At 48.8% G+C, this 26254-nt stretch carries 25 protein-coding genes and 1 tRNA gene; 13 read left to right on the top strand and 13 right to left on the bottom strand.

What is annotated here, in order from left to right; all coding sequences use genetic code 11:
* Positions 1–51: 51 nt before the first annotated feature.
* Positions 52–792 carry an SDR family oxidoreductase gene (locus ABDZ76_RS05705; RefSeq protein WP_343802508.1) on the top strand — a complete coding sequence of 247 codons (741 nt, stop codon included), beginning with the start codon at positions 52–54 and terminating at the stop codon, positions 790–792.
* 69 nt (positions 793–861) lie between these two features.
* On the opposite strand, the gene cobT is transcribed toward ABDZ76_RS05705, so the two are convergent.
* The 3 genes from cobT to ABDZ76_RS05690 form a co-directional block, all read right to left on the bottom strand.
* Positions 862–2742: a cobaltochelatase subunit CobT gene (cobT, locus tag ABDZ76_RS05700; protein WP_343802505.1), complete on the bottom strand. Its 1881-nt coding sequence runs from the start codon at positions 2740–2742 to the stop codon at positions 862–864.
* A gap of 15 nt (positions 2743–2757) precedes the next feature.
* Positions 2758–3744 carry a cobaltochelatase subunit CobS gene (cobS, locus tag ABDZ76_RS05695; protein ID WP_343803140.1) on the bottom strand — a complete coding sequence of 329 codons (987 nt, stop codon included), beginning with the start codon at positions 3742–3744 and terminating at the stop codon, positions 2758–2760.
* A gap of 308 nt (positions 3745–4052) precedes the next feature.
* Complete coding sequence (locus tag ABDZ76_RS05690) at positions 4053–4688, bottom strand: J domain-containing protein (RefSeq protein WP_343802502.1); 636 nt, start codon at positions 4686–4688, stop codon at positions 4053–4055.
* 176 nt (positions 4689–4864) lie between these two features.
* On the opposite strand from ABDZ76_RS05690, the gene ABDZ76_RS05685 reads away from it, so the two are divergent.
* On the top strand, positions 4865–5179 hold the full coding sequence (locus ABDZ76_RS05685) for a BolA family protein (RefSeq protein ID WP_343802499.1): 315 nt from the start codon (positions 4865–4867) through the stop codon (positions 5177–5179).
* Between the two features lie 39 nt (positions 5180–5218).
* Here the strand turns inward: ABDZ76_RS05685 and ABDZ76_RS05680 are convergent, their stop codons facing one another.
* The 3 genes from ABDZ76_RS05680 to ABDZ76_RS05670 form a co-directional block, all read right to left on the bottom strand.
* Positions 5219–6532: an HlyC/CorC family transporter gene (locus ABDZ76_RS05680; protein ID WP_343802496.1), complete on the bottom strand. Its 1314-nt coding sequence runs from the start codon at positions 6530–6532 to the stop codon at positions 5219–5221.
* Positions 6533–6631: 99 nt separating this feature from the next.
* Positions 6632–7780, bottom strand: a complete 1149-nt coding sequence (gene aroB / locus ABDZ76_RS05675; protein WP_343802493.1) for a 3-dehydroquinate synthase — start codon at positions 7778–7780, stop codon at positions 6632–6634.
* A 34-nt stretch (positions 7781–7814) separates the two neighbouring features.
* Entirely contained in the window at positions 7815–8405 is a 591-nt protein-coding gene (locus ABDZ76_RS05670; RefSeq protein WP_343802490.1) for a shikimate kinase, read from the bottom strand.
* A 149-nt stretch (positions 8406–8554) separates the two neighbouring features.
* Here ABDZ76_RS05670 and ABDZ76_RS05665 point away from each other — a divergent pair, with 149 nt between their 5' ends.
* The 5 genes from ABDZ76_RS05665 to ABDZ76_RS05645 all read left to right on the top strand — a co-directional run bounded on the left by ABDZ76_RS05665 (position 8555) and on the right by ABDZ76_RS05645 (position 12646).
* Complete coding sequence (locus ABDZ76_RS05665) at positions 8555–8770, top strand: recombinase (protein ID WP_343802488.1); 216 nt, start codon at positions 8555–8557, stop codon at positions 8768–8770.
* Positions 8771–8773: 3 nt separating this feature from the next.
* Positions 8774–9697 (top strand): site-specific tyrosine recombinase XerD, encoded by a 924-nt coding sequence (xerD, locus tag ABDZ76_RS05660; RefSeq protein ID WP_343802485.1) that lies wholly within the window; start codon positions 8774–8776, stop codon positions 9695–9697.
* Positions 9698–9839: 142 nt separating this feature from the next.
* On the top strand, positions 9840–10793 hold the full coding sequence (locus ABDZ76_RS05655) for an acetyl-CoA carboxylase carboxyltransferase subunit alpha (protein WP_343802482.1): 954 nt from the start codon (positions 9840–9842) through the stop codon (positions 10791–10793).
* A gap of 348 nt (positions 10794–11141) precedes the next feature.
* The gene (locus ABDZ76_RS05650) at positions 11142–12404 is read left to right on the top strand and encodes a hypothetical protein (RefSeq protein ID WP_374844593.1); all 1263 of its coding nucleotides are present in this window, start codon (positions 11142–11144) and stop codon (positions 12402–12404) included.
* On the top strand, positions 12404–12646 hold the full coding sequence (locus ABDZ76_RS05645) for a sulfurtransferase TusA family protein (protein WP_343802479.1): 243 nt from the start codon (positions 12404–12406) through the stop codon (positions 12644–12646). Before ABDZ76_RS05650 ends, ABDZ76_RS05645 begins: the two co-directional genes overlap by 1 nt.
* A gap of 3 nt (positions 12647–12649) precedes the next feature.
* Here the strand turns inward: ABDZ76_RS05645 and ABDZ76_RS05640 are convergent, their stop codons facing one another.
* On the bottom strand, positions 12650–13801 hold the full coding sequence (locus tag ABDZ76_RS05640; protein WP_343802476.1) for a CobW family GTP-binding protein: 1152 nt from the start codon (positions 13799–13801) through the stop codon (positions 12650–12652).
* 45 nt (positions 13802–13846) lie between these two features.
* On the bottom strand, positions 13847–14950 hold the full coding sequence (locus ABDZ76_RS05635; protein WP_343802473.1) for a D-alanyl-D-alanine carboxypeptidase family protein: 1104 nt from the start codon (positions 14948–14950) through the stop codon (positions 13847–13849).
* 181 nt (positions 14951–15131) lie between these two features.
* On the opposite strand from ABDZ76_RS05635, the gene ABDZ76_RS05630 reads away from it, so the two are divergent.
* Together ABDZ76_RS05630 and ABDZ76_RS05625 are read left to right on the top strand one after the other, a co-directional pair.
* Positions 15132–16295 carry a M20 aminoacylase family protein gene (locus ABDZ76_RS05630; protein ID WP_343802470.1) on the top strand — a complete coding sequence of 388 codons (1164 nt, stop codon included), beginning with the start codon at positions 15132–15134 and terminating at the stop codon, positions 16293–16295.
* A gap of 100 nt (positions 16296–16395) precedes the next feature.
* Positions 16396–16472: transfer RNA gene (locus tag ABDZ76_RS05625), tRNA-Arg, on the top strand.
* A 15-nt stretch (positions 16473–16487) separates the two neighbouring features.
* Here the strand turns inward: ABDZ76_RS05625 and ABDZ76_RS05620 are convergent.
* Complete coding sequence (locus ABDZ76_RS05620) at positions 16488–17450, bottom strand: GGDEF domain-containing protein (RefSeq protein ID WP_343802467.1); 963 nt, start codon at positions 17448–17450, stop codon at positions 16488–16490.
* Between the two features lie 194 nt (positions 17451–17644).
* On the opposite strand from ABDZ76_RS05620, the gene ABDZ76_RS05615 reads away from it, so the two are divergent.
* The 4 genes from ABDZ76_RS05615 (at position 17645) to holA (ending at position 21649) form a co-directional block, all read left to right on the top strand.
* Positions 17645–18601 carry an ABC transporter substrate-binding protein gene (locus ABDZ76_RS05615; RefSeq protein ID WP_343802464.1) on the top strand — a complete coding sequence of 319 codons (957 nt, stop codon included), beginning with the start codon at positions 17645–17647 and terminating at the stop codon, positions 18599–18601.
* 204 nt (positions 18602–18805) lie between these two features.
* Complete coding sequence (locus ABDZ76_RS05610) at positions 18806–19681, top strand: ABC transporter permease subunit (protein WP_184221553.1); 876 nt, start codon at positions 18806–18808, stop codon at positions 19679–19681.
* Positions 19682–19683: 2 nt separating this feature from the next.
* Positions 19684–20478, top strand: coding sequence for an ABC transporter ATP-binding protein (locus tag ABDZ76_RS05605; protein ID WP_343802459.1), 795 nt, complete (start codon positions 19684–19686; stop codon positions 20476–20478).
* 124 nt (positions 20479–20602) lie between these two features.
* Positions 20603–21649 carry a DNA polymerase III subunit delta gene (gene holA / locus ABDZ76_RS05600; protein WP_343802456.1) on the top strand — a complete coding sequence of 349 codons (1047 nt, stop codon included), beginning with the start codon at positions 20603–20605 and terminating at the stop codon, positions 21647–21649.
* Between the two features lie 107 nt (positions 21650–21756).
* Here holA and ABDZ76_RS05595 read toward each other — a convergent pair whose 3' ends face one another.
* From ABDZ76_RS05595 to mnmG, 4 genes are read right to left on the bottom strand one after another with little or no spacing between them, the layout of a single operon-like run.
* The gene (locus ABDZ76_RS05595; protein ID WP_343802451.1) at positions 21757–22638 is read right to left on the bottom strand and encodes a ParB/RepB/Spo0J family partition protein; all 882 of its coding nucleotides are present in this window, start codon (positions 22636–22638) and stop codon (positions 21757–21759) included.
* Positions 22639–22684: 46 nt separating this feature from the next.
* Positions 22685–23482, bottom strand: a complete 798-nt coding sequence (locus ABDZ76_RS05590) for a ParA family protein (RefSeq protein WP_343802448.1) — start codon at positions 23480–23482, stop codon at positions 22685–22687.
* On the bottom strand, positions 23482–24174 hold the full coding sequence (gene rsmG, locus ABDZ76_RS05585; protein WP_343802444.1) for a 16S rRNA (guanine(527)-N(7))-methyltransferase RsmG: 693 nt from the start codon (positions 24172–24174) through the stop codon (positions 23482–23484). Before rsmG ends, ABDZ76_RS05590 begins: the two co-directional genes overlap by 1 nt.
* 42 nt (positions 24175–24216) lie before the next feature.
* The gene (gene mnmG, locus ABDZ76_RS05580) at positions 24217–26097 is read right to left on the bottom strand and encodes a tRNA uridine-5-carboxymethylaminomethyl(34) synthesis enzyme MnmG (protein WP_343802441.1); all 1881 of its coding nucleotides are present in this window, start codon (positions 26095–26097) and stop codon (positions 24217–24219) included.
* Between the last annotated feature and the right edge of the window lie 157 nt (positions 26098–26254).

Here is a 26254-nt window from a genome sequence, read left to right as displayed (position 1 = left end):
AATCCAATATTTCTGCGCCGTTTTTATTATTTTCAGATAAGGAATTTTTACATGTCAGTGCATAAACCAAAGCTCCCGCTTGTCATTATCACCGGTGCCAGTTCCGGTATTGGCCTTGCAACTGCCAAGCTCTTTTCCGAGCGTGGTCATCCATTATTATTGCTTGCGCGCCGTCTTGAAATCATGAACGCGCTTCATTTACCGCATAGTTTATGCAAGGCCGTAGATGTCACCGATCGTGTAAAACTGTTGGAAGCAGTGCAAGAAGCAGAAGGCCTATATGGTGCAGCTGATGCAATCATCAATAATGCTGGCATTATGTTGTTAGGCGACATCACCAAACAAAATCCTGACGAATGGGATCGTATGCTTGAGGTCAATGTCAAAGGCCTGCTGAATGGCATTCACACGGTAGCTGCCGCAATGGTCAAACGCCAACGCGGCACCATCATTAATATCAGCTCCGTCGCAGGGCGAAAAAGCTTCGCTAATCACGTGGCTTACACAGCGACAAAGTTTGCCGTCCACGGCCTTTCTGAAAATCTGCGTGAAGAAATGGCACCTCATGATGTGCGGGTAGTGACCATCGCACCGGGTGCCGTTGAAACGGAGTTGCTAAGTCACACCAGCGATGAAAACATCAAGGCCGGTTATCAAGACTGGAAGAACAATATGGGTGCTTCCGTCTTAAGCCCTGAAGATGTCGCACGTGCCATTCTTTATGCCTATGAACAACCGCAAGGTGTTTGCATTCGGGAAATTGTACTGGCAGCAACCCGCCAACAGGCATAGTTCATCAAAAAGAAAAAGCCCCCGGAAACAGTTCAGTTTCCGGGGGCTTTTTTGTCTTCAATAAACGGTTTAGCGTTTAGAGCCGCGGCCGCGTGTTTGTTCATCAAACAAAGAGGCCAGCTGTTCAGTCATTGCGCCTGCCAGCTCTTCGGCATCCACAATCGTCACAGCCCGCTGATAGTAACGCGTCACATCGTGGCCGATACCAATCGCAATCAGCTCTACCGGTGAGCGGGTTTCAATCTCTTCAATCACACCACGCAAATGGCGCTCAAGATAGTTGCCCGGATTAACCGATAGTGTGGAATCATCGACCGGAGCACCGTCAGAAATCACCATCAGAATTTTACGCTGTTCGGAGCGTGCCAGCAAACGCTGATGTGCCCAAATAAGCGCTTCACCGTCGATATTCTCTTTCAGCAGCCCTTCCCTCATCATAAGACCAAGATTGCGACGTGCGCGTCTCCACGGGGCGTCTGCGGCTTTATAAATGATATGACGAAGGTCGTTGAGGCGACCAGGAGCAGCAGGCTTACCACGCGCAAGCCATGCTTCACGCGATTGACCGCCCTTCCATGCTTTGGTGGTAAAGCCCAAAATCTCGACCTTAACACCGCAACGCTCCAATGTGCGTGCCAGAATATCAGCGCAGGTTGCTGCCACCGTAATCGGGCGACCACGCATCGAACCGGAATTATCGATCACCAGTGTCACCACCGTGTCGCGGAAATCCGTATCGCGTTCCCATTTATAAGAGAGCGGCTGGGTCGGGTCGATCACCACACGCATCAAACGTGCGGTATCAAGATAGCCTTCTTCCAGATCGAAATCCCATGAACGGTTTTGCTGAGCCATCAAACGGCGCTGCAAACGGTTGGCAAGCCGCCCGACGACACCTTGCAAATTCGCAAGCTGCTTATCAAGGAAGCCGCGCAAACGCTCAAGCTCTGCCTCATCGCACAGATCCGTTGCTTCCACCGTTTCGTCAAACTCACGGGTGAAAACTTTATAATCAAGCTGCTGTGCCAGATTATCAAACGGCTGGCCGGGACGACGGGCTTCACCCGGCGTTTCGGCATCGATTTCCTCGCCGTCATCCAGATCATCCGAATTGGCATCAGCGGCTTCCATTTCGCCCTGTTCACCATCGTCGCTGGAATCTTCCGATTCTTCGTTCTCAGTCTGGTCAGAGCCTTCCTGCTCTTCAGCACCGCCGTCTTCATTCTCTTCAGGATCCGGCGTATCGTCGCTCTGTTCCTCATTATTGTCGTCCTGAGGATTTTGCGACAGCTCTTCCGCCATCTCCATCGAAGCCAGCATGTTGCGCACAACACGCGCAAAAGCATCCTGATCTTCAAGGCTTTCAGCCAGATGGTCGATATCTGTGCCGGCTTTTTCTTCAATCCAGTCGCGCCACAAATCCAGTACATTGCCGGCTTCTTGCGGCGCCTGACGACCGGTCAGCTTTTCACGGATCAACAAAGAGACAGCTTCTTCAAGCGGCGCCTCTTCTCTTTCCGTAACGGCTGTATAGTTAGCGCGAGAATATTTATCGGCCAGCATCGAGCTCAGATTATCGCCGACACCCACCATGGCACGCGCGCCGATAGCCTCGACACGCGCTTGTTCAACCGCGTCAAAAATAGCGCGCGCTTGTTTGCCTTCAGGTGCCAGAACCGCATGAATGCGCGGATTATGGCGTGCCTGACGCAGCGCCATGGAATCGCCCAAGCCACGCGTGATAGCAATATCATTCGCGGTTGGTCGCTTCGGCAGATCCGGCAATCTGGCGCGATTACCGGTCAAAGCCGGACGATCATTACTAAAACCGACCTCGAACTCGTTGGAACCGGCAATAGCCCGCATACATGCGGTTACTGCCCGTTTGAACGGTTCCGAATCGATTGGCGTCTGCCGCTTTTGCCGCGAATTATCGCCTGCCCCAGCCATGATTTTTCACCGCCTTTAAGCAAGAGCGACGTTGACTGCCGACTCAGGCAATTCAGCACCAAATGCACGCTGATAGAATTCAGCAACAATCGCACGTTCCAGCTCATCACATTTGTTGAGGAATGTTACGCGGAAAGCAAAACCAACATCGTTGAAGATTGCAGCGTTTTCAGCCCATGTGATCACTGTACGCGGGCTCATCACAGTGGACAGATCGCCATTGATGAAGGCCTGACGGGTCATATCAGCAACGCGCACCATCTTGCCCACGATATCGCGGCCTTCTTCATTCTGGTAATGCTTGGCTTTAGCCAGAATGATCGCAACTTCGTTGTCATGCGGCAGATAGTTCAGCGTGGTCACGATTGACCAGCGATCCATCTGTGCCTGGTTGATCTGCTGTGTACCGTGATAAAGGCCGGTCGTATCGCCAAGACCTACAGTGTTGGCGGTTGCAAACAAACGGAAAGACGGATGCGGATTGATCACGCGGCTCTGATCGAGCAGGGTCAAACGGCCAGCGGCTTCCAGCACGCGCTGGATCACGAACATCACATCAGGGCGACCGGCATCATATTCGTCAAACACCAGCGCGACATTGCGCTGATAAGCCCAAGGCAGAATACCATCTTTAAACTCGGTAACCTGCATACCGTCTTTAACAACGATTGCATCTTTACCGACGAGATCGATACGGCTGACATGACTGTCGAGGTTCACACGGATACAAGGCCAGTTAAGACGGGCTGCAACCTGTTCGATATGGGTAGATTTACCAGTACCGTGATAACCCGACACCATAACGCGGCGGTTATAGGCAAAGCCTGCCAAAATCGCCAAAGTGGTCTGTTTATCAAACAGATAATCAGGATCAATGTCCGGAACATTCGGATCACGCATAGAAAATGCAGGGACCTGCAAATCGCTATCAATTCCGAATACTTCACGCACCGAAACCGTTGTATCCGGCAAATTGGTGATATCCCGCTCAACCTTATTCATCATGCCTCCAAAGCGGCGGATAAGGAAACCAGCCGCTCATTCCTTTTGCTTTGCTCGCAAGCGATCCGTTTTTAGTGAGAACGGAATGCCCTGTTAATTACACTTAATCATACCGGGCATCTTGGCATGAGCTTGACTAAACGCTATGCGACAAAAAATGTCCGTCTATAGTTCACATTTTTGTAACGTCTGAACTGCCACGGTTCAAGCTGAACTCGCAAGCGCATCAAACATTTATTTCACCGCTCACTCCAAAAGAGTAATATTGCTCTTCTGTTAAGCGGTCATGCGATCAATATTGAAGCTTTTTACGAGCAAAAGCCCGATGACTTCAACAATTGATAAGCCTGGATAACGTCGCGGAAGCGATCTTCGGAAGCACGATCACCGCCATTGGCGTCCGGATGGTGCTGTTTGACCAGTTCCTTATACTTGGTTTTGATGTCATCGCTTGTGGCGCTGGCATCAAGCCCTAATGTACCAAGCGCTTTTGCTTCCAACGCACGCGGTTTGCGCAATTGTGCGGCAGCGCGCGCATTATCCTTCTCATCCTTAAACAAATTAAAAGGATCGCGCATACGGTTGTGATAAGCGGCCGACCCCGAACGCATTCGTGCCATATCAGGCGAAGTGCGGGAAGCACCGGATGAAGCGTTAGACGAGGTTGTCCAAGTAGGCCGGTTACCGGTCAGGGCTTCTTTTTGCAGACGTGCAGCTTCGCCGTCTGAAACGCCGGAGAAGTAGTTAAAGCTCTTATTATATTCCCTGACATGATCGATACAAAAATGAAAATATTCACCTTCACGATCACGTCCGACCGGCGCTTTATGCGTACCAGGCTTGAGGCACCCATCCCATCGGCAATCAGGCACCGACGACTTAGCCTCGGCCTTCTTCTTGCCACCAATACGAATGCTGTCGAAATATTTTGAATTGATTGTCATGATGTCAGATTATGCGGATAAAGAGTTTTCAAACAAGAATTGACTTTTTATCATGATGCAGATTCATGATAAAGCGAGGACGAAACATCTGCTTCCTGTGCGGATTTGCCCCACATCAAGACGTGCCTACGTCACTTATATGGGGGTTAGTACCTATATGGGGAGAACTTGACCAAATGTCCATGAATAACAGCATACAAACCACTATTGAACAGAAACTTAATCAGGCCTTCTCTCCTGAACATCTCGAAGTTCGCAATGAAAGCCACCTTCATGCCGGCCATCATCATGAAGAAAACGGCCATCATGAGGTCTATGACGGAACCGGTGAGACACATTTCCGTGTCATCATCGTTTCAGACAAGTTTACCGGCCTTTCCCGCATTGCCCGTCATCGTGCAATCAACGAATTGCTAACGGACGAGCTTAACAACGGTGTTCATGCTTTGGCGCTTGAGCCAAGTGCACCGGGCGAACCAGGCCGCCGTTAAAAGTGTTTTGATCTTGAGGGAGCTAATAATCAAGCTCCCTTAGATTTCATATTCAACCGGCTGATTGGCATTGGTCGGTTTGCCTTCCGCGTCCAATGCAACGATTCGCAGGCGGGCAATGCGATTTTTCTCACGCTTCAAAACAGTAAAACGCTTATCATGGAAGGTAAAAGCTTGCTTTACCTCCGGAATGGACTGCGTTTCATGAATGACAAGTCCGGCAATCGTCGTTGCTTCTTCATCCGGCAATGACCAGTCAAGCGCACGGTTCAAGTCGCGGATCGGCAATGAACCATCAACGATATAAGATCCGTCCGGCTGCGGGCGTACACCCTGCATATCAATGTCATGCTCATCGGCAATATCGCCGACAATCTCTTCCAGAATATCTTCCAGTGTGACAAGCCCCTGCACATCGCCATATTCGTCCACCACAATGGCAATATGTGCTTTACGGCGCAAAAAGGCGTTGAGCTGATCCTGCAATGTTGTTGTGTCTGGCACAAACCACGGTTTGGTTGCCACTTTTAAAATATCGACACGGGAAAAATCATTATCGACTTCATAAAGCGCACGCACCAGATCCTTGGTGTGAACAATGCCGACGATATTATCAATATCATCACGCCATAAAGGCATACGTGTATGCGGGCTTGCCAGAATTTCCTTAACAAGCACCTCAGCAGAGTCATCGGCGTTGATTGTGCCCATCGCAGTACGATGCACCATCACATCGCTGACTTCCAATTCACGCAAATCCAGCAAACCGCCAAGCTGATCACGATCGGCTTTGATCACTGAGCCGTCACGATGTAACACCTCCACCGCGCCGCGCAATTCTTCTTGTGGTGACAGCATAGAGCCGGCAGCCCCCAAATTAACACCGCAGATGCGCATGATCGTGCGCACAATCCAATTGACCAAGCTTGAAAGCGGACCAATCACTGAAACAATCACCGAAACAGGGCGCGCAACTGTCAAAGCAAAACGATCAGGTGTAGAAATTGCCCATGATTTTGGCAAAACTTCCGCGAAAATCACCAAAATGATCGTCATCGCAATGGTGGCATAGGCCACACCAGCATCACCGAAAATATTCAAAAAGATTGTCGTTGCAATCGACGATGCTAAAATATTGACCAGATTATTACCGATCAACAATGCCCCGATTAAGCGGTCACGCTGTGCGATCAAACGCTGCACAACAGTTGCGCGTTCCTCGCCCTGCTGTTCAAAACTCAGCATTCTGGCACGTGATGCAGCGGTCAGCGCCGTTTCAGAGCCTGAGAAAAAAGCCGATAAAATCACACATAAAAGGATGATGCCACACATGATCCACAATGCGGTTGTCATCGGAGTTCTCCGTTTTCATGGGCATTGCGGGCCCAGATTTTCTTTATCCAGAACCCGCAAATACAAAATAATAATAAAACCAAAAGCCAGTGCAATGCACTAGTGGTTCAGACTGTCTTTCAAAAACTCTAATACGGCAGAGTGTGGCACATCTTTGGCGATAAAGCTCTGGCCGATGCCGCGGGTTAAAATAAATGTCAGCGCACCGCGCGACACTTTTTTATCCTGCGCAATTGATGCCATCAGGCTTGTCGCATCCGGCAAACCACCTGGCACCTGTGAAAGCTTTGTCGGCAGACCGACAGCCTGTAAGTGAGCTTCCACACGTTCTGCTGCTTCTACGGAAGATAGGTTCATGCGGGCAGAAAAACGATAGGCGAGCGCCATACCAATTGCCACACCCTCTCCATGAACAAGACGTGATGAATCATAATTCGTCGCTGTTTCCAGCGCATGACCAAATGTGTGACCAAGATTGAGTAAAGCGCGGTCGCCATGTTCGCGCTCGTCACGCGCCACAACAGCAGCCTTCGAGCGGCATGATTCTGCAATCGCATGGGTACGTGCTGCCCCGCCGGCAAAAACATCGCTCCAGTTTTTCTCCAGCCATTCAAAAAAATCAGGACGGTCGATCAGGCCATATTTAGCCACTTCCGCATAACCGGCACGAAATTCACGCGGCGATAAAGTGTTCAAAACACCGGTATCAGCCAGCACCAATTGCGGTTGATAAAAAACACCAACCAGATTTTTGCCGTGCGATGTGTTGATACCGGTTTTACCACCAACGGAGGAATCAACCTGTGCCAGCAAAGATGTCGGAATTTGAATAAACTTCATGCCACGGCGCACAATGCCCGCAACAAAACCGCTCAAATCGCCGATAACGCCACCGCCAAGAGCAACAACAGCATCGCCGCGCTCCAGACGCGCTGCCAATACAGCATTGGTGACCATCTCCAATGTGGCGAAAGCTTTAGATTTTTCACCCGCTGATACGATAATCGGCGTTGCATCAATGCCTGCTTCCGCAAGGCTTGTTGTCAGGCGTTCCAGATGGTGTTTCGCGACATTTTCATCCGTAACCACAGCCACTCGGATTTTGCCAAGCCGTGAAGCGATTTCCGCACCAGCGCGCTCAATCAGCTTGTCACCAATGATGATATCATAAGAACGATCCCCCAGCACAACCGGAACAGTCACGGCCTCAACATTGTTATGTGTTGTGTTTTGCTGCGGGGCATTCATTCTTTTGTCTCCTCTTTGGCAATTAGAATTTCTATCAGTTCTTTTCAGCTTCAAGATATTCAAGAAGCAGATCAATCACTTCACTGGCGATCACATCTTTACGGTCTTCACGGGACATAAAACGCAAATCAGCCTGTGCATAAACCGGATAGCGTTCATCAATCAGACGGCTCATCACACCACGCGGATCACTGTTTTTCAAAAGCGGCCGGTTCTGACGTCTTGAAACGCGCTCCATCAACACATCAAGCTCAGCATCAAGCCACAATGAAATGCCATGATCTGCAATGCTTTGACGGGTTTCTGCATTCATATAAGCGCCGCCACCGGTCGCCAAAACCATTGGTCCGGCTTCCAGCAAACGCAGAATCACGCGGCGTTCCAGATCACGAAACTCTACTTCACCGTAACTTTCAAAAAGTTCGGGCACGCTCATGCGTGAAACGCCTTCGATTTCGTTGTCGCCGTCTTTAAAGGCCAGCCCCAGCAACATCGCGATCTTTTTACCGATGGTGGACTTGCCCGCTCCCATAAGCCCCACGAGCACCAACACCCGCGAACCAAGCAATTCTTTTACCCGTTCAGCATGTTCATGGAGGTTTGTATTTTTACTACTGCTTGTCATTGCCCTCATCCGGTCTTCTGATTTGGTTCCACATGAAAACACAGCCTACGTCAATTGCTTTATCGGTGCTTAAGCGCCAAAAACGCATTATAATCGGCTTCATCAAGACAGACCTTGCTTTCTAAAGAGCTTGCGAGCATAAAAACTGCATGCCCACACTTACACGTCTGGTTCTGGTTCTCGCCCTGATCGCTGCTGCCATTTATGGTATTATGCTGGCATTGGTCACTTATGTGGAGCCAGTACAAACCGATATTACTATTAAAATTCCAGCCAAAGACCTGAAGCCTGTTCCGCTGCCAGCACCTGTTTCTCCACAGGATGCACAAGAACAGCCCAATGATGGTCTTGAGGAAATGAACTAAAACATGCGTGCAGCTGTTGCGATTGAAAGCTTTCTGGAAATGATGAGTGCGGAACGCGGTGCCGCACAAAACACGCTTGAATCCTATCGGCGTGATCTGGAAGCTTGCACAGAACTTTTACAGACAAACTCTGTCAATCTGGTGGAAGCACAACCGCAAGATTTGCGTGATTGTCTCAATCAGATGGCAGTGCTTGGTTTTGCCGCCAGTTCGCAGGCGCGCCGCCTCTCCGCGCTTAAACAGTTTTTCCGTTTTCTTTATACTGAAAACCTGCGGGGTGATGATCCGACCGGCACGCTTGATGCACCTAAAAAACAAATGGCACTGCCAAAAATCATGAGCGAAGATACGGTTTCAAAACTGTTGGATCGCGCTCAGGCGGAAGCAGAAACCCCACCCGAACCGCTGACAAAATTTCAATGCGTGCGCCTTTATGCGCTGCTTGAAACTTTATATGCAACGGGCTTGCGTGTTTCCGAGCTTGTCAGTCTGCCAGTGAGTGTCGCGCGTTCCGATCAGCGTTTTTTGCTGGTACGCGGTAAAGGCTCCAAAGAACGGATCGTGCCTTTATCATCAAAAGCGCGTGAAGCTTTACAGTTTTATCTGGATTTGCGCGATGCGCGTGCCGATTATGAAGAAAATCCATGGCTCTTTCCAGCACCGTCTGAAAGCGGCCATCTGGCGCGTCAGGTCTTTGCCCGCGATTTAAAAGCACTGGCAGCACGCACCGGAATTTCAGCCAATAGTGTCTCACCGCACGTTCTTCGCCATGCTTTTGCCAGTCATTTATTGCAAAATGGCGCAGATTTACGTGCTGTACAGCAATTATTAGGGCATTCGGACATCTCTACGACACAAATTTATACCCATGTGCTCGAAGAAAGACTGCACAAACTTGTAAATGATCATCATCCGCTTGCCGATTGAGCCCGCGGAAGGTATGAGAAGAAAAAACTTTTGCCTCGGATTTGCACTTTGGGGTAAGAGTGAATATCTATAACTTGTCGAGGCTCAGTCCTCATGAGACCCAACACGTTTGCTTTGAAAAACGCATACACAGTCAGGCCATATGTACAATTACCTCGATTTTGAAAAACCAGTCGCCGATCTTGAAGGTCAAATTCTCCAGCTGAAAAAACTCAGCGAAGAAGATGGCAGCGTCGATATGAGCGACGAAATCAAACGCCTTGAAAAGCGTTCTTCAGATGCTTTGCGCGATCTTTATCGCAAGCTGACCCCATGGCAGAAGACACAAGTTGCCCGCCATCCGGATCGTCCGCATTGCCTGGATTACATCAATCATCTGTTCACCGAATTCACGCCGCTGGCCGGTGATCGTAAATTCGCCAATGACGACGCTTTGCAAGCCGGCTTTGCACGTTTCAACGGTGAAGCGGTTGCGGTTCTTGGTCAGGAAAAAGGCCATGATACCAAAACCCGCCTGAAGCACAATTTTGGTTCGGCTCGTCCTGAAGGCTATCGTAAAGCTGTACGCGTGATGGAAATGGCTGACCGTTTTGGTCTGCCGATTATTTCCCTCGTTGATACAGCAGGTGCTTATCCGGGCATAAGTGCGGAAGAGCGCGGTCAGGCAGAGGCCATTGCCCGTTCAACAGCTGCTAGTCTTAATCTGAAAGTGCCGATGGTTTCCATCATCCTTGGTGAAGGTGGTTCAGGCGGCGCGATTGCTATCGCTGTTGCCAACCGCGTTTACATGCTGGAAAACTCCATCTACTCGGTTATCTCACCGGAAGGTGCGGCCTCCATTCTGTGGCACGATTCAACCCGCGCTAAAGATGCAGCAGCCAATATGCGCATCACCGCGCAGGATCTGTTGGAATTGAAAGTCATTGACGGCATTATCCCTGAAGCAATGGGTGGTGCGCATCGTGACCGTGTGGCTGCAATGAATGCAACCGGCGAAGTCATCGCTTCAGCCTTGCGCTCTATGCAAGGTGTTGATGGCGAAACTTTGAAGCAGGAACGCCGTAAGAAGTTCCTCGAAATCGGCAGAAACATCTAATCTCTGCCTTTGAGCTTAAAATGAAAAAGCCCGATATTGTCGCAATATCGGGCTTTTTCATGCAAATATGTCAGCTTGTTACAAACTGTTACCGGCACTTATTCTGCTCATAGATTTGTCAAATTTGCACAATATTGAATTATTACTTAGACTTAAGATCGCATCCGGTAATTCAGTGCCGGATAGATAAAAAATGACGGGAATTGCAAAAAAAGCATAGTTTGGCTAACTCAGAGCAAGAATTTGTCAACCTTACTGAAAGGTTTTACTGCTAGCCTTCCCTTTCCAAATGTCGGTTAATCGGCAATATTGATGATGTGTCGCACGAGTTAAGTAGGCATAACGGGTATGAAAATCAGAACCGCAATTTTTGCAAGTTTAATGGCTTCCGTGCTTTTAGCCGGTTGTCAGGGATCTGCGTTTGATGATCTGGGCATGAAGGCTGAAAAGCCTCTGCCACAGAAAATCGTTGCTCAGATGAAGGCGAAGGGCATGACCCGCACCTCGCCTGTCATGGTTCGTATTTTCAAAGAAGAAGGTGTCTTAGAGGTCTGGAAACAGAAAAATAACGGCCGCTATGACATGATTTCTTCCTATGAAATCTGCAAATGGTCGGGCAAGCTCGGCCCTAAATTTGTGGAAGGTGACCGTCAGGCACCGGAAGGTTTCTACACCGTTTATCCGGCCCAGATGAACCCGAACTCACAATATTATCTGGCCTTTAATATGGGCTTCCCGAATGCTTATGACCGTGCGCATGGCCGCACCGGTCAGCATTTGATGGTGCATGGCGCCTGCTCGTCAGCAGGCTGTTATTCCATGACCGACGAACAGGTTTCAGAAATTTACGCCTTCGGTCGTGATGCCTTTGTCGGCGGCCAGCGTGCATTCCAGATTCAGGCATTTCCGTTCCGGATGACCGCAGCCAATATGGCGCGCTACCGCAACGATTCAAACTATGAATTCTGGAAAATGCTCAAGCAAGGCTATGACGCTTTTGAAGTCACCAAAGTGCCGCCAAAAGTGGATGTGTGCGAAAAGCGTTATGTCTTCAATAATAATGCAATTCCTAGCGGTAGTCCGGCAACCGCTGCCTGCCCGCCGACCATGCAGTCGGAAGCCATCAGCACGGCCTTCACCAGCTATCACAAGACCTATGAAGCAGCCTTTAGCGCAGCAACCACCAAAAGCGGCAAAGCCTTGTCGCCATCAATTGCCGGTCTTGCTGAAGCCAAGCTGGTTTCGGCTTGGAGTGCTGCGCGCGCACGCGGTGAAAAAGTCAGCCGCGAACCGCCATCATTGAATTATTCGGCACCAGCGGCTACTCCGGCAACCGCACCAACATCTGCTCCAGCAGTTGTGCCAGCCTCAGTTCCGGCTTCAGTGCCCGCGAGTGCACCAGTTGCGGCTCCTGTACCTGCTCAAGCACCTGTTACACCTGAAGCAGCGCCTGCCGCCACTTCCGTTCCGGTGCCATCAAACAATCCCGCAGCGGCACCTGTACCAGCTGAAAACAACATCATGGCGCAGGATGCAATTGAACAGGCGGATACAACCGTGACCGGTGCTGTTCCTGAGAAAAAGAGCCTCTGGGGCATGTTCAAAAAATAATGACTATGTCTGAAGAAAAACAGGCACTCATTTACGATTTACGCGGGCTTAACTGCCCGCTTCCCGTGCTTAAAACACGACGTAAATTGCAAGATATGGCCAGCAGAGACGTGCTTGAAGTTCGCACAACCGATCCGATGTCACGTCTCGACATTCCGCATTTTTGCGCAAATGAAGGTCACACCATCATTCATCAAGAAAATGATGGCGTTATCTTTACCTTCCGCATTCAAAAAGCGTGAAACTTATTTCAGCGTAAAGCCCGGGATAGCCAGCGGATTATCCGTCATCGCCGCGCCATCCGCCTGATCAATACCAGGACGGCCTAAAAACGCATTGAACAAATCCCGGATATAGTTTTCATCGAGATCTTTGACGATCATCACCAGTACGGTTTGTGGCTTGCCTTCCGGCCAATGCGGCAGACGTGCAGGCGGATGGAAAATCTTTTGCACACCATGGATCACCAGCGGGCGTTCCGGATCTTCTGCGATCTGAATAATACCCTTCACCCGCAAGAGTTTGTCGCCATGGCTTGAGCGCAACAGATCAACAAACATCTCAAAAGCTGAAAACGGCACCGGCAGATCATGTTTTAAAGCAAAAGTACGAATGGCCGTATCATGGTGATGATGATGGTGCTCATGCGTGCAATGCTCACCACAGACATGGTCGTGGTGATGATCGTGACCATGATCATGATGGTGCTCATCATCAAAAACATCCGCATTCAGCCAGCGCTGCACATCGGCTGTTTTCTTTTCCGGATTATAAAGGCCGCATTCAAAAAGACTGGCATAGCCGGTTTGCTGATCCGAAACATTCAACAATTCTGCTGAAGGGTTAAGCAAACGAATGCGCTGCAACAAATGTTCATAAGCAACCTTATCCTCCATCAAATCCGTTTTGGTAAGGATAATACGGTCAGCCATAGCAATCTGCTTCACAGCTTCTTCATGTGCATCCATGGTGGCCATTGCATTAACAGCATCAACCGTTGTCAGCACACCGTCCAAACGAAACGCCTGCAACAAAACCGGATGCCCCATAATGGCATTAAGAACAGGCCCCGGATCAGCCAGACCGGTGGTTTCAATCACCACCCGTTTTAACGCTTTCAACTGACCCGTTTGCAAACGGTCAATCAAATCCGCAAGCGTATCCACCAACTCGCCACGTACAGTGCAGCAAATGCAGCCATCGGCCAGCTCAATAACGCCATCACTTGATTGCTCAACCAACAAATGATCAATGCTGATTTCACCAAATTCATTGATGATTACAGCCGTATCGGTGAGTGCAGGATCTTTCAACAACCGGTTCAACAGGGTTGTTTTTCCAGAACCGAGAAACCCTGTCAGCACAGAAACGGGAATAGGATGGCTGAACGTACTCATGGATTTATGTTACTTTCTCACATGCACAAAATGCAGATTTTAATTTTAAGAACCGCGCTTGGCCGGACGCTGAAGCGGGATCGGCACTTGTGAAATATGCAGCTGTCCCGGCTTGTTTTCCGGTGCCTTTTGGCTCAAACCCACTGTAATTGCGCGGGGTTCATGTTTGATATCATGGATATATGGAGAATCTATTTTCATATATCCTTCCACCTCACGACCATCCCATCGTGCTGCGATCGCTTCCTGATTACAAATCTGCGCGCGCAGATCCGGTGCCGAATTGATGTTCTGGCCATAAGGTGCCAGAGCTCTCAAATCCGGCGCATTGGCTGCATTGCCGCGGAAAGCTGTTTCCATCAATTCAGCCGATTTGGCTGCACGGGTTTCCTGACGTGTCGCGCCAAGCACAACCGACATCACAGTTCTGCCTTGACGGGTTGCCGAAGCCACCAGATTGAAGCCTGAAGCGCAAATGAAGCCGGTTTTCATACCGTCTGCACCATTATAACGGCCAAGCAGAATATTTCCGTTCAGTTCCTGACGGTGACCATCGGTAAAGTCGAGCGCTTCGACGCTGAAATAATGCGCATATTGCGGAAATTGCTGACGCAGCGCCATGCCCAAGACGGCCAAGTCGCGTGCTGTTGTATAATTTTGCGGATCAGGAAGGCCGTGCGGATTGGTAAAATGCGAGCCGCTCATGCCTAAACGTGCTGCTTCCGCATTCATCATTTTAGCAAAACCATTGACGCTACCACCCAAGGTTTCAGCCACAGCCACCGATACGTCATTGGCCGATTTAACCATCATGATTTTGAGCGCTGTATCCAGCGTCATAACGGAGCCCGGCTTATAACCCATTTTGCTCGGCGGCTCTTTGGCAGCGATGACACTGATGCGCACCGGCGTATCGGGTGTTATCTGCCCTGACTCCAGCATACGAAATGCCACATAAGCGCTCATCATTTTGGTGAGAGAGGCCGGATACCAGCGCTGGAATGCCTCTTCATGGGCGTAAACTTTGCCAGTAGCTACATCCACCACAATAGATGGCGCTGCTGCCGCGCCGCTTAAAGCCGCACAACTCAACGCAGTTGCGGTTAAGACGGATACAGGCAGGCAACCTTTGATCAGTTTCAATAACATTAATTTAATTCCGTTCTGGTGCCGCTTAAAATATTCAGCATGACTTATCTAAGGCATGTGGCATAGAAAAGGCAAACAGGCATTGCTCTCTTTCATGCAAAAGTAATAGTCTGTGGCAGGGAAACCACCCCATAATCATCGGCGACCACGCCGGTTTACAGATCAATTTCGGAGCTAATCTATGCCAGTGCTGAATCGTGCCGTTGAAATGCAATCGAAAGTCTCTGAATGGCGCCGTTATCTGCACCAAAACCCTGAATTGCTCTATGATGTTTTCAATACGGCAAAATTTGTTGAAGACAAGCTGAAAAGCTTCGGTTGTGATGAAGTGGTGACCGGTATCGGCCGCACTGGTGTTGTCGCCATTATTAAAGGCCGCCACGGTGACGGACCTGTCATCGGCTTGCGCGCTGATATGGATGCGTTGCCTATTCAGGAAAGCAGCGGCGTGGAATGGTCTTCCAAAACCGATGGCAAAGCACATTCATGCGGCCATGACGGCCACACAGCCATGCTGCTTGGCACAGCACAATATTTAAGCGAAACCCGTAATTTCTGTGGCGCTGTCGCTTTGATTTTCCAGCCAGCCGAAGAAGGTGGCGCTGGCGGTCTTGCCATGATCGAAGATGGTTTGCTGGAAAAATTCCAAATCCGCGAAGTCTATGGCTTGCATAACCGGCCGGGTATTGCATTGGGTGAATTTGCCATTTGCAAAGGCCCGATCATGGCTGCAACCGATGAATTTGATATTATCATCTCCGGTAAAGGCGGCCATGCGGCTATGCCACACACAACCATTGATCCGGTTGTTGCAGGCGCACAATTGATCACCACATTGCAATCCATTGTTTCACGCCGCACAGATCCACTGGATTCACTCGTTGTTTCGGTTACAAAATTTCATGCCGGTGACGCACATAATGTTATCCCGCAGGAAGCACGCCTTGCCGGAACTGTGCGCAGCTTAAGCAAAAACACCCGTAAAGAAGCCGAAGACGCAATCAAAGCAGCCGCAGCGGGTATTGCCACCCTCACCGGCACGTCGATTGAAGTAAAATATCAGAAGAATTATCCGGTTACTTTCAACCATGATGCCGAAACCGATTTTTCTGCACGTATTGCCAAGCAGATTGTGGGTGAAACCAAAGTGGACACCCAAACCCCGCCAATGATGGCTGGGGAAGATTTTTCCTATATGTTGGAAAAATGCCCGGGCAGTTATATTTTCCTCGGTAATGGTGACAGTGCCGGTCTGCATCATCCGGCCTATGATTTTAATGATGATGCCATTCCTTATGGCATCAGCTATTTTGTGCAAGTTGTTGAAACTGCATTGGCAGCTTGATAAATTAAGCTTTCCCAAAACCTGTGCGGCCAATTTCTCATTGGTCGCACAGGTTTTCGGGTTGGCGAAATTAACAAAACACAGTATGTGTTGCCTCGATGGTCCCGTAGCTCAGTAGGATAGAGCGCAAGATTCCTAATCTTGAGGCCACTGGTTCGAATCCAGTCGGGATCACCACTTTTATAAAATCGTTTAGCTGAAAATAATCTGATTTTTACCAGCGCGTTTGGCTTTATAAAGCCGCTCGTCTGCACAGTTTAATGCTGCTTCTGCTCCATCCCGCGCATTGACAAAATTTGCCAGCCCCATGGAAAATGAAACCGGCGCTTCAGCCGCTTTCACCACAATATCCAGCTGGCTTTTAATTTCATTGGCTTTGCTCACCGCTTCTTCAAGTGTTGTATTGAGCATCAAAACCACAAACTCATCACCACCCAAACGTCCGTGAACTTCATCACGGGTGCCTCTGGCGGATAAGGTCTGTCCGATCAGCTTTAAAAGCTTGTCGCCCGCAGCATGGCCATTTTGGTCGTTGATCATTTTGAAATAATCAATATCGAAATAAAGCAATGAAAACGGCACCGACTGCTCGTTTGAAATGGTAATCGCTTTTTCAATTTCGGCTTCCAGCGAACTGCGGTTAGCCAGTTTTGTCAAACCATCCACCAGCGCCATATTATGCGCCTGTTTCATCATACGCCGCATTTCAAGCAATTGCACAGCCGTATTGGCAAGGCTTTGCAATTTGCGCTGTTCTTCTGTCGTATAGCTGCGTGGTTTCACATCCAAGGCACAGATAGCACCCAAAGCCGTACCATTAGGCGCAATCAATGGAGAACCTAAATACATCCGAATATGCGGATCATTGAGAACGAAAGGATTATTGGCAAAGCGCACATCCTTTGTCGCATCCTCAATCAAAAACGGTGCATTATCCAGAACCGCATGTGAACAGAATGTATGCTCATTGGCGACATCGCCAAATTCAATACCGGCAAAGCCCAAATGGTGGGTTACATGCTCATCTATCAATGAGACAGCCGCCATCGGCACATCAAATAATGACATTACCAATTCGCACAATGCGTCGAGGCTGTGATCGCGCCCCAGTTCCACACTATTATAAGCTTGTCGGGTTTCTGATGCTAAAATCATAAGTCTACTATGCTGCAATCCCTTTAATAATCAATAGCAATTTATTCTCTCGTACAGTCATGAAACATTGAAGCTTAGTATTTAGCAACAGATTTAAATCCAGATGCGCCTTAGCACTTTGGCTGCGTTGCTTTCGATTGAAAACTGCATTAATTCTCTTTACAAAACATGAAAAGATTAAGAGGGAGATCTTTATGCGTTCAATGTTTCTGGCACTGCTGGCTGCCACTGCTATCGCCACCACCCCAACCATGGCTAAAGATGTTTCTGTAGCTGTTACCGCTATTGTTGAACATCCGGCACTTGATGCTGTTCGTGACGGCGTTAAAGATGCGCTGACGGAAGCCGGCTATAAAGACGGTGAAAACCTTAAATTCACCTATCAGTCAGCTCAGGGCAATCCTGCAACCGCTGCACAGATTGCGCGCCAGTTTGTTGGCGATGCGCCAGACGTTATTGTTCCGATTTCGACACCTTCCGCACAGGCTGTTGTTGCTGCTACCCGTGATATTCCGGTGGTTTTCACCGCAGCTTCCGATCCTGTTGGTGCGCAGCTCGTAAAAACCATGGAAAAGCCGGGCGGTAATGTCACCGGTCTTTCCGACCTTTCACCTGTTGCCGAACATGTGGCTTTGATTAAAGAAATCATGCCGAATGTGAAAAAAATCGGCTACCTCTACAATTCCGGTGAAACAAACTCTGTTTCTCTTCTGGCTGTTTTGAAAGAAGCTGCCGCTAAAGAAGGTATCGAGATTGTTGAATCTGCTGCCACCAAATCATCGGAAGTCAAAGGTGCTGCACAGGCTCTTATCGGCCGCGCTGATGCCATGTATGTGCCAACCGATAACACCATCGTTTCAGCTCTCGAAAGCGCTGTAACCGTTGCTGAAGAAGGCAAGCTGCCGCTTTTCACTGCTGATACAGATTCTGTTACCCGCGGTGCTGTTGCTGCCCTCGGCTTCAACTATTACGATGTTGGCAAACAGACCGGTGTGGTTGTTGCCCGCATTCTGAAAGGTGAAAAGCCAGGCGACATCGATGTGGACGTTGCCAAAGGCACCGATCTCGTTGTCAATTTGGGTGCTGCCAAGAAAATGGGCATCGAACTGCCACAGGCAGTCGTTGATCGCGCAACCAAAAAGATCGACTAATTAATTTGAGACGCACAGCAGATATTTCTGCCGTGCGTCTCATTCTCTTAAATTTTCAGCATTGTATTTTATTGCAAAGTTGAAAAGTAAAATCATAAAAGCATTTTTACTGCACCCATTCTGTGCGTAAAATTGCCGGACAACGAACGGCCAACTCGCAAGCAATTAGGCATGTGTGTACGCCAGATTTAAAGGAATGGCATTGTGAGTCAGATCGCCTTTTGGGGTGCGGTCGAATTAGGCCTGATATTTTCATTTGTTGCGCTAGGTGTATATCTGGCGTTCCGGGTTCTCGATTTCCCCGACCTTACCGTAGACGGTTCTTTTCCATTAGGTGCTGCTGTCACTGCCGTGCTAATTTTAGCCGGATTTAATCCGTGGCTGGCTGCTGCCATTTCGATGATTGCCGGTTCCCTTGCAGGGCTTGTGACAGCGACACTCAATGTGCGCTTTAAAATTCTCAACCTGCTTGCCTCTATTCTCACCATGATTGCCCTTTTCTCGGTCAATTTGCGGGTGATGGGACGTCCGAATATTGCACTGATTAATCAGGACACCATGCTGTCGCCGTTCTTCGGTCATGGTCTGCCTGAATATTATGTGCGTCCATTGTTTATTTTCGTACTTGTCGTTATTGCAGTGATCCTGGTTTGGCGCTTTCTTGAAAGTGACACCGGTCTGGCCATGCGTGCAACCGGTGCAAATCCGCGTATGGCACGCGCACAGGGCGTTCGCCCTGAGCGGCAGATATATCTCGGCATGGCGCTTTCAAACGCACTGGTGGCGCTTGGTGGCTCTTTGTTTGCACAGACAAACGGCTTTGCGGATGTAACGTCCGGTGTTGGTACTATCGTTGTTGGTCTTGCCGCTGTTATCATCGGTGAAACAGTGCTGCGCTCACGCCTCATCCTTGTCACACTTATCGGCTGTGTCGTCGGTTCCATTATCTACCGTATTGCGATCCAGCTGGCACTCACCAGTGATTTCTTAGGCCTCAAAGCCTCAGATCTTAATCTGGTCACCGCAGTGCTTGTGACTTTGGCGCTGATCTTGCCGCGTCTTCGCCGCGGAGGTGCATGAAAATGATTGAAGTTTCTAATCTTGATGTGATTTTTGGCCGTGGAACACCGCTTGAAAAACAAGCGCTCAACGGTATCAGTCTCACCATGCAACAAGGCTCATTTGTCACTGTTATCGGTTCCAATGGTGCGGGTAAATCCACTTTCCTCGGCACCCTTGCGGGTGATGTTATCCCGACAAGCGGCAAGGTTGTTATCAACAATAAGGATGTCACCAGACAGGCAACGGCGGAACGAGCCAAACTGGTTGCCCGCGTCTTTCAGGATCCGCTGGCTGGTAGCTGTGGAACACTGACCATTGAAGAAAACCTCGCCCTTGCTGCGGCGCGTGGCAAAAAGCGTGGTCTCTCACCTGCCCTTTCTTCAAGCCGCCGCGCAGAATTTCGTGAGCGTGTGGCCGGTTTAAAGCTTGGCCTTGAAAACCGTATGCAGGATCGCATGGAGCTTCTCTCCGGCGGTCAGCGTCAGGCTTTATCACTTGTTATGGCAACGCTTGCAGAATCAGAAGTGCTGCTGCTTGATGAACACACAGCCGCGCTTGATCCGGGCATGGCAGAATTCATCATGGAACTGACCCGCAAGCTGGTAGCCGAAAACAAGCTTACCACATTGATGGTGACGCACTCGATGCGTCAGGCGCTTGATTATGGCGACCGCACCATCATGCTGCATGCCGGTGATGTGCTGCTCGACGTGGAAGGTGATCAACGCAAAAACTTAGGCGTTGAAGACCTCATCAAAATGTTCCGCGATGTACGCGGTCAAAACATTGATGATGATGCCCTGCTCATCGGCTAAACTAAACTTAAAGGCCTGATTCAAAATCAGGCCTTTTTCTTTGCTCAAATTCTATTCGTGAAACTTGCTTACGCTACCGCAAATTGCCGTTTAAGTTTAAACCCGAATGGGTTAAACAGGCTTCATGGCTCAGAAAAAATCACATGAGGTTGATGCTTTTATCAACCGTCCCAGCAGCAGCTTTCCGATTATCCTGCTCTACGGCCCTGATAAAGGCTTGGTGAGCGAGCGTGCAAAGATTTTTGCCAAAGCCACCGGACTGCCTTTAGATGATCCTTTTACCGTCATTCGTATGGAAGGCGACGAGGTCGATCAAAATCCAGGCGCACTTCACGACGAAGCCATGACCATTTCGATGTTTGGCGGCAAACGCCTGATCTGGATTCGTAATGTCTCCGGCCAAAAAACCATGGCGGACATTATCAAACATCTGGCTGCCGAGCCGCCACAAGATGCCATTATCCTCATTGAGGCTGGCGATCTTAAAAAAGGTGCTGCCTTACGCACAGCTGTGGAAAACGGCTCTGCCGCAATGGCTCTGCCATGCTACAGCGATGATGCGCGCGGTATTGACGGTGTGATTGATGATGTTCTTTCCGCCGCAAATTTACAGATCAGTGGCGATGCCCGTCAGCTGCTCCGCATGAGCCTTGGTGGTGACCGTTTGGCCACGCGTGGCGAACTGGAAAAGCTCTGCCTTTATGCCAAGGGTAAAAGCCGTATTGAGCTGGAAGATGTCCGTGCTTCCGTTGGTGATGTCAGTGTTGCCTCAACCGATGAAATCGTTGATGCGCTTTTGCTCGGTGATATGAAAGGCTTCAACAGTTCTTTTGATCGCCTCGTTACCTCAGGAACTGCGCCTTTCCTCATTCTCAATGCTGCTATGCGCCAGTTTCAGCAACTGCAACTCATGCGCCATAGTGTTGAAGTGGAGCGCAAGGCACCAGCTGCCATTATTGCTGCTGCCCGCCCTCCTATCTTCTTCACCAGACGTAAGCTGATGGAAACAGCATTATCGCGCTGGCCGGCAGCTTCCATTTCACGCGCGGGCGAGCGTCTGCAAAAAGCCGTTCTGGAAAGCCGTCAGAACAGTGATCTTTCCGTACCCATTATTCGTCAATGCCTGATGGCACTTGTCGTTGAAGGTGCGCGTAACAGTCGCGCACGATAATTATATAACTTATTGAAATATAATTATTATTTAAATTAAAACGGCCTCCAGTTAATCATAACCGGAGGCCGTTTTAAATATCAGTCTTCCTTGTCACAATGTTGCATTTAGCTTTGCAAGCGACGGCAGATTTCGTCCAACTGCTCAAGCGAGCTATAACGAATACGCACTTCACCACCACGTTCACGGTGATTGATATCCACTTTCATGCCGGTGACATCAGAAAGCAGTTTCTCCAATGCTTTGGTATCGGCATCTTTTTCCACAGGTGCAGCTTTTTCAGCTTTGCGCGGGTTTTCACCCTGCGCTTCTGCCTGTGCCAATGCTTCGACCTGACGAACAGACAAACCATCCTTGACGATCTTCTCAGCCATCGCCACAGGATTTTCCATTGTAATCAGGCTACGCGCATGCCCAGCCGACAATGCACCATCCGTGATTAAAGACTGAACACCTGAAGGCAGCTTCAACAAACGCAATGTATTGGCCACATGGCTACGGCTTTTACCGATCACCTGTGCCAAATCAGCCTGTGTATATTCATGATTGTCGATCAGCTGTTGATAGCCAAGCGCTTCTTCAATCGAGTTTAAATCCGCACGCTGGACGTTTTCGATAATCGCAATTTCCAATGCAATACGATCATCCACATCGCGCAGAATAACTGGGATAGATGTCAGTCCTGCACGTTGCGAAGCGCGCCAGCGACGTTCACCTGCAATCAGCTCATAATGTTCAGGATTGCCGGGTGCCGGACGCACCACAATCGGCTGCACAACACCATGCTCACGAATAGACTGCGCCAGATCCGCAAGATCTTCCTCGGCAAACATACGTCTTGGGTTACGCGGGTTGCGCGTAATGAATTCAATTGGAACATTGCGCTCTGCTGAAACGGGCGTTTTTCGCTCTTCAACAGGACGATCAATATCCCCGATCAAAGCGGCTAAACCACGACCAAGGCGTTTTTTGGAAGGATCGTCGTTCATAGTCACGGCTACTTTCTAAAAATTGTTACGTAGTCGAATCGATAGTTCAAGCAGCTTGTAAATGCCGCTCACGTTGAATTACTTCTGAAGCAAGCTGCAAATAGGCCTGACTTCCGGCACATTTCAAATCATATAGGAGTGCCGGCTTGCCATGCGATGGCGCTTCAGAGACACGCACATTGCGCGGAATAACAGTGCGATAAACCTTCTCACCCATAAAGGTTCGAACATCATCCACAACCTGCGATGCAAGATTGTTGCGGCTATCAAACATAGTCAGCACAATGCCCTGAATGGAGAGATCAGGGTTCAAAGATGAACGGACCTGCTCAACGGTCTGTAGCAACTGGCTAAGACCTTCCAGTGCGAAAAACTCACATTGCAATGGTACGAGAACAGAGTCAGCAGCAGCCATTGCATTCAAAGTCAGCAAATTAAGCGATGGCGGGCAATCAACCAGCACATAACTATAATGCTCAGCAACGCTGGAATCGAATTTCAGCGCATCTCGCAACCGTCTTGTACGATCAGCAGCTTGTGAAATTTCCATTTCTAAACCAAGCAAATCGAGCGTTGATGGTACAATATGTAAATTCGGCACATCAGTTGAAACCGCGGCCTCCGGTACCGAAGCCGCCTGTGTCAGCACATCATAGGATGACAATGGACGGTTTAAGCGGTCAATCCCAAGCCCAGTACTGGCATTGCCCTGCGGATCAAGATCGACAATCAGGACAGTTTCACCAATAGCGGCAAGAGCTGTCGCCAGATTAATGGCTGTTGTTGTTTTACCAACGCCACCCTTCTGATTTGCAATAGTTATGATACGAGAACGTTTCATCATCACTGCCGCCCTGCTGCTTTCTGTTCACTATCCGTAGATAGAACCGGATTAATTGCTTTCTTACGCAGATTACTAATTTCAAGAATAACGGAATTATCATCGACAGCACTAACATGCTTTACCAGATCATAATCCCACTCATCCAAGGTCTCGTCGATTTCTCTCTGATAGTCCCGTCCCTTCTGAAAGAACGCAACTGCCCCATTTTTCATCCACGGCTCAGTCAAAGAAAAGAGTTTTTTCAATGATGCCAAAGCCCGTGCCGTAATAATATCGGGCGTTGAAACCCTTTCCCAAAGAGATTCAATACGCTCTGCATATACTTCTACAGGAATATCCAGATTACCAGTGGCTGTACGCAAGAAAGCGGCCTTCTTCACTACACTTTCCACCAATATTATCCGGCTGCCTGAATTTTCCTTCATCATGCAACCAAGTACAATGCCAGGAAAACCACCACCAGAGCCAAGATCAAGCCAATTTTTAGCATCAGCTTTACGGCTTAAAACCAACTCATAGAGTTGTGCACTATCCATAATATGGCGCTGCCAAAGCTCTGCGATAGTCGATGGAGAAGCCAGATTAATGCTTGCATTCCACTTGATAAACAGCTGTTCAAAGGCGATCAAGCGCTCTGCTGTTTCACGTGAAACAGTCGGACTAACAGTTTTCAACTGTGAATAATGATCCATTTTACACCTGCCCATTCAAATATAGTCAACACACAAAAACACTTACACAGCCTGATCAAAGGCATCATTGCGACGCAAGTGTTTACGTATTTGCGCGATCAATAAAGCAACAGCGGCAGGTGTCATACCTTCTACACGCTGCGCCTCAGCAATTGTAGCTGGTTTGCGGGTTTCAAGCTTCTGCTTCAATTCGTTGGAGAGACCTGAAATACCAGCATAATTCAGACTTTCCGGAATATGCAATTTTTCGTCCCGCTCCATTGCAACAATGTCATTTTTCTGGCGATCCAGATAAACAGCATATTGCGCTTCTGTTTGCAGAGCTTCGCGCGTCACTTCTGCGAACTGAGAAAACTCAGGCCAGATAGAAATAATGCGATCCATATCGATCGTCGGATAAGAAAGCAGATCATAAACACTGCGGCGCACACCATCATGATTTAAATGCAGACCGTGTGTAGCAGCTAAATTGGGGCTGATATTAATTGTCTGTGCCAGTTCCCGCGCAGTGGTTAAGTCTTGCTGACGTGCCGAAAATTTATCGCGACGGACACTTGATAAGATACCTAACTTTTCTGCCATAGGTGTCAAACGTTCATCAGCATTATCAGCTCTTAATGAAAGGCGGAATTCTGCACGTGATGTAAACATACGATATGGTTCACTCACACCACGCGATGTCAAATCATCAATCATCACACCAATATAAGCTTCGGTGCGTTGAATGATAACAAGTTCATCACCCGAAGCACGTCTTGCTGCATTCACACCGGCAAGTAAGCCTTGTGCTGCTGCTTCTTCATAACCGGTCGTACCGTTAATTTGTCCTGCAAAAAATAACCCCTCAACCTTACGGGTTTCAAGCGTGCGGTTTAATTCGCGCGGATCGACATAATCATATTCAATGGCATAACCAGGTTGCAGCATTAATGCCTTTTCAAGACCAGGAATGGTCTTCAAAAGAGCGAGCTGCGCCTCTTCCGGTAATGATGATGAAATGCCATTTGGATAAACAGTATCATCATCCAAACCTTCAGGTTCCAGAAAAATCTGGTGTCCGTCTCTATCACCAAACTTAACAATCTTATCTTCGATTGATGGGCAATAACGTGGACCAATACCTTCAATATTACCGGAATACATTGCTGAGCGATGCAGGTTCGCGCGGATAATTTTGTGCGTTTCTTCTGTCGTACGCGTAATACCACAATCAATTTGTGGCACTGTAATACGATCAGTCAGCATAGAAAACGGTAATGGATGTTCATCCGCTGACTGCTTTTCTAAGCTACCCCAATCTATCGTTTGGCTGGACAAACGTGGTGGCGTGCCTGTTTTCAAACGGCCTAAGGTAAAGCCTAGTTTCTTTAATGTATCACTTAATCCAAGGGCTGGTTTTTCACCCATCCGGCCAGCAGGGAAATTAAGTTCACCAATATGGATCAAACCATTTAAGAATGTGCCGGAAGTCAAGACAACAGAGCGACATGAAATCTCGCGACCGTCCATCAATTTGACGCCGGTGATTTTGCCATCTTGCGTGATGATATCGTCAGCACCGCCTTCAATAACATCTAAATTATCCTGTTCAGCAATCGCTTGCTGCATTGCTAAGCGATATAGTTTTCTATCCGCTTGTGTACGTGGACCACGAACTGCTGGTCCTTTTTTGCGGTTAAGCAAGCGGAACTGAATGCCAGCCTGATCGGTTACACGCCCCATTAAGCCATCAAGTGCATCAATCTCGCGCACAAGCTGCCCCTTCCCTAATCCGCCGATTGCAGGATTACAGGACATAACACCAATCGTATCCGTTTTATGCGTGACCAATGCAGTACGTGCGCCAGCCCGCGCAGACGCAGCGGCAGCTTCACATCCAGCATGTCCGCCGCCAATGATAATGACGTCGTAAGATACAGTCATGGTAAATTTCCTGACTAGAAGAGTTGATTACGGACTCTTTGCCATGTTCGTTTGAAAAAAGATAGAGCAATTCAATGCAGGTCTACCCTGCTTCATAATCACTTTTTTGAATGATAGTAGATTTTTAAGCTCAAAATTATGGCATGATAAATGGAGA

This window comes from Paenochrobactrum glaciei, assembly GCF_039522165.1.
Lineage (GTDB): Bacteria > Pseudomonadota > Alphaproteobacteria > Rhizobiales > Rhizobiaceae > Paenochrobactrum > Paenochrobactrum glaciei.
The sequence above is the reverse complement of the archived record's forward strand: the minus strand, read 5'-3'. Positions and strand labels throughout refer to the sequence as shown.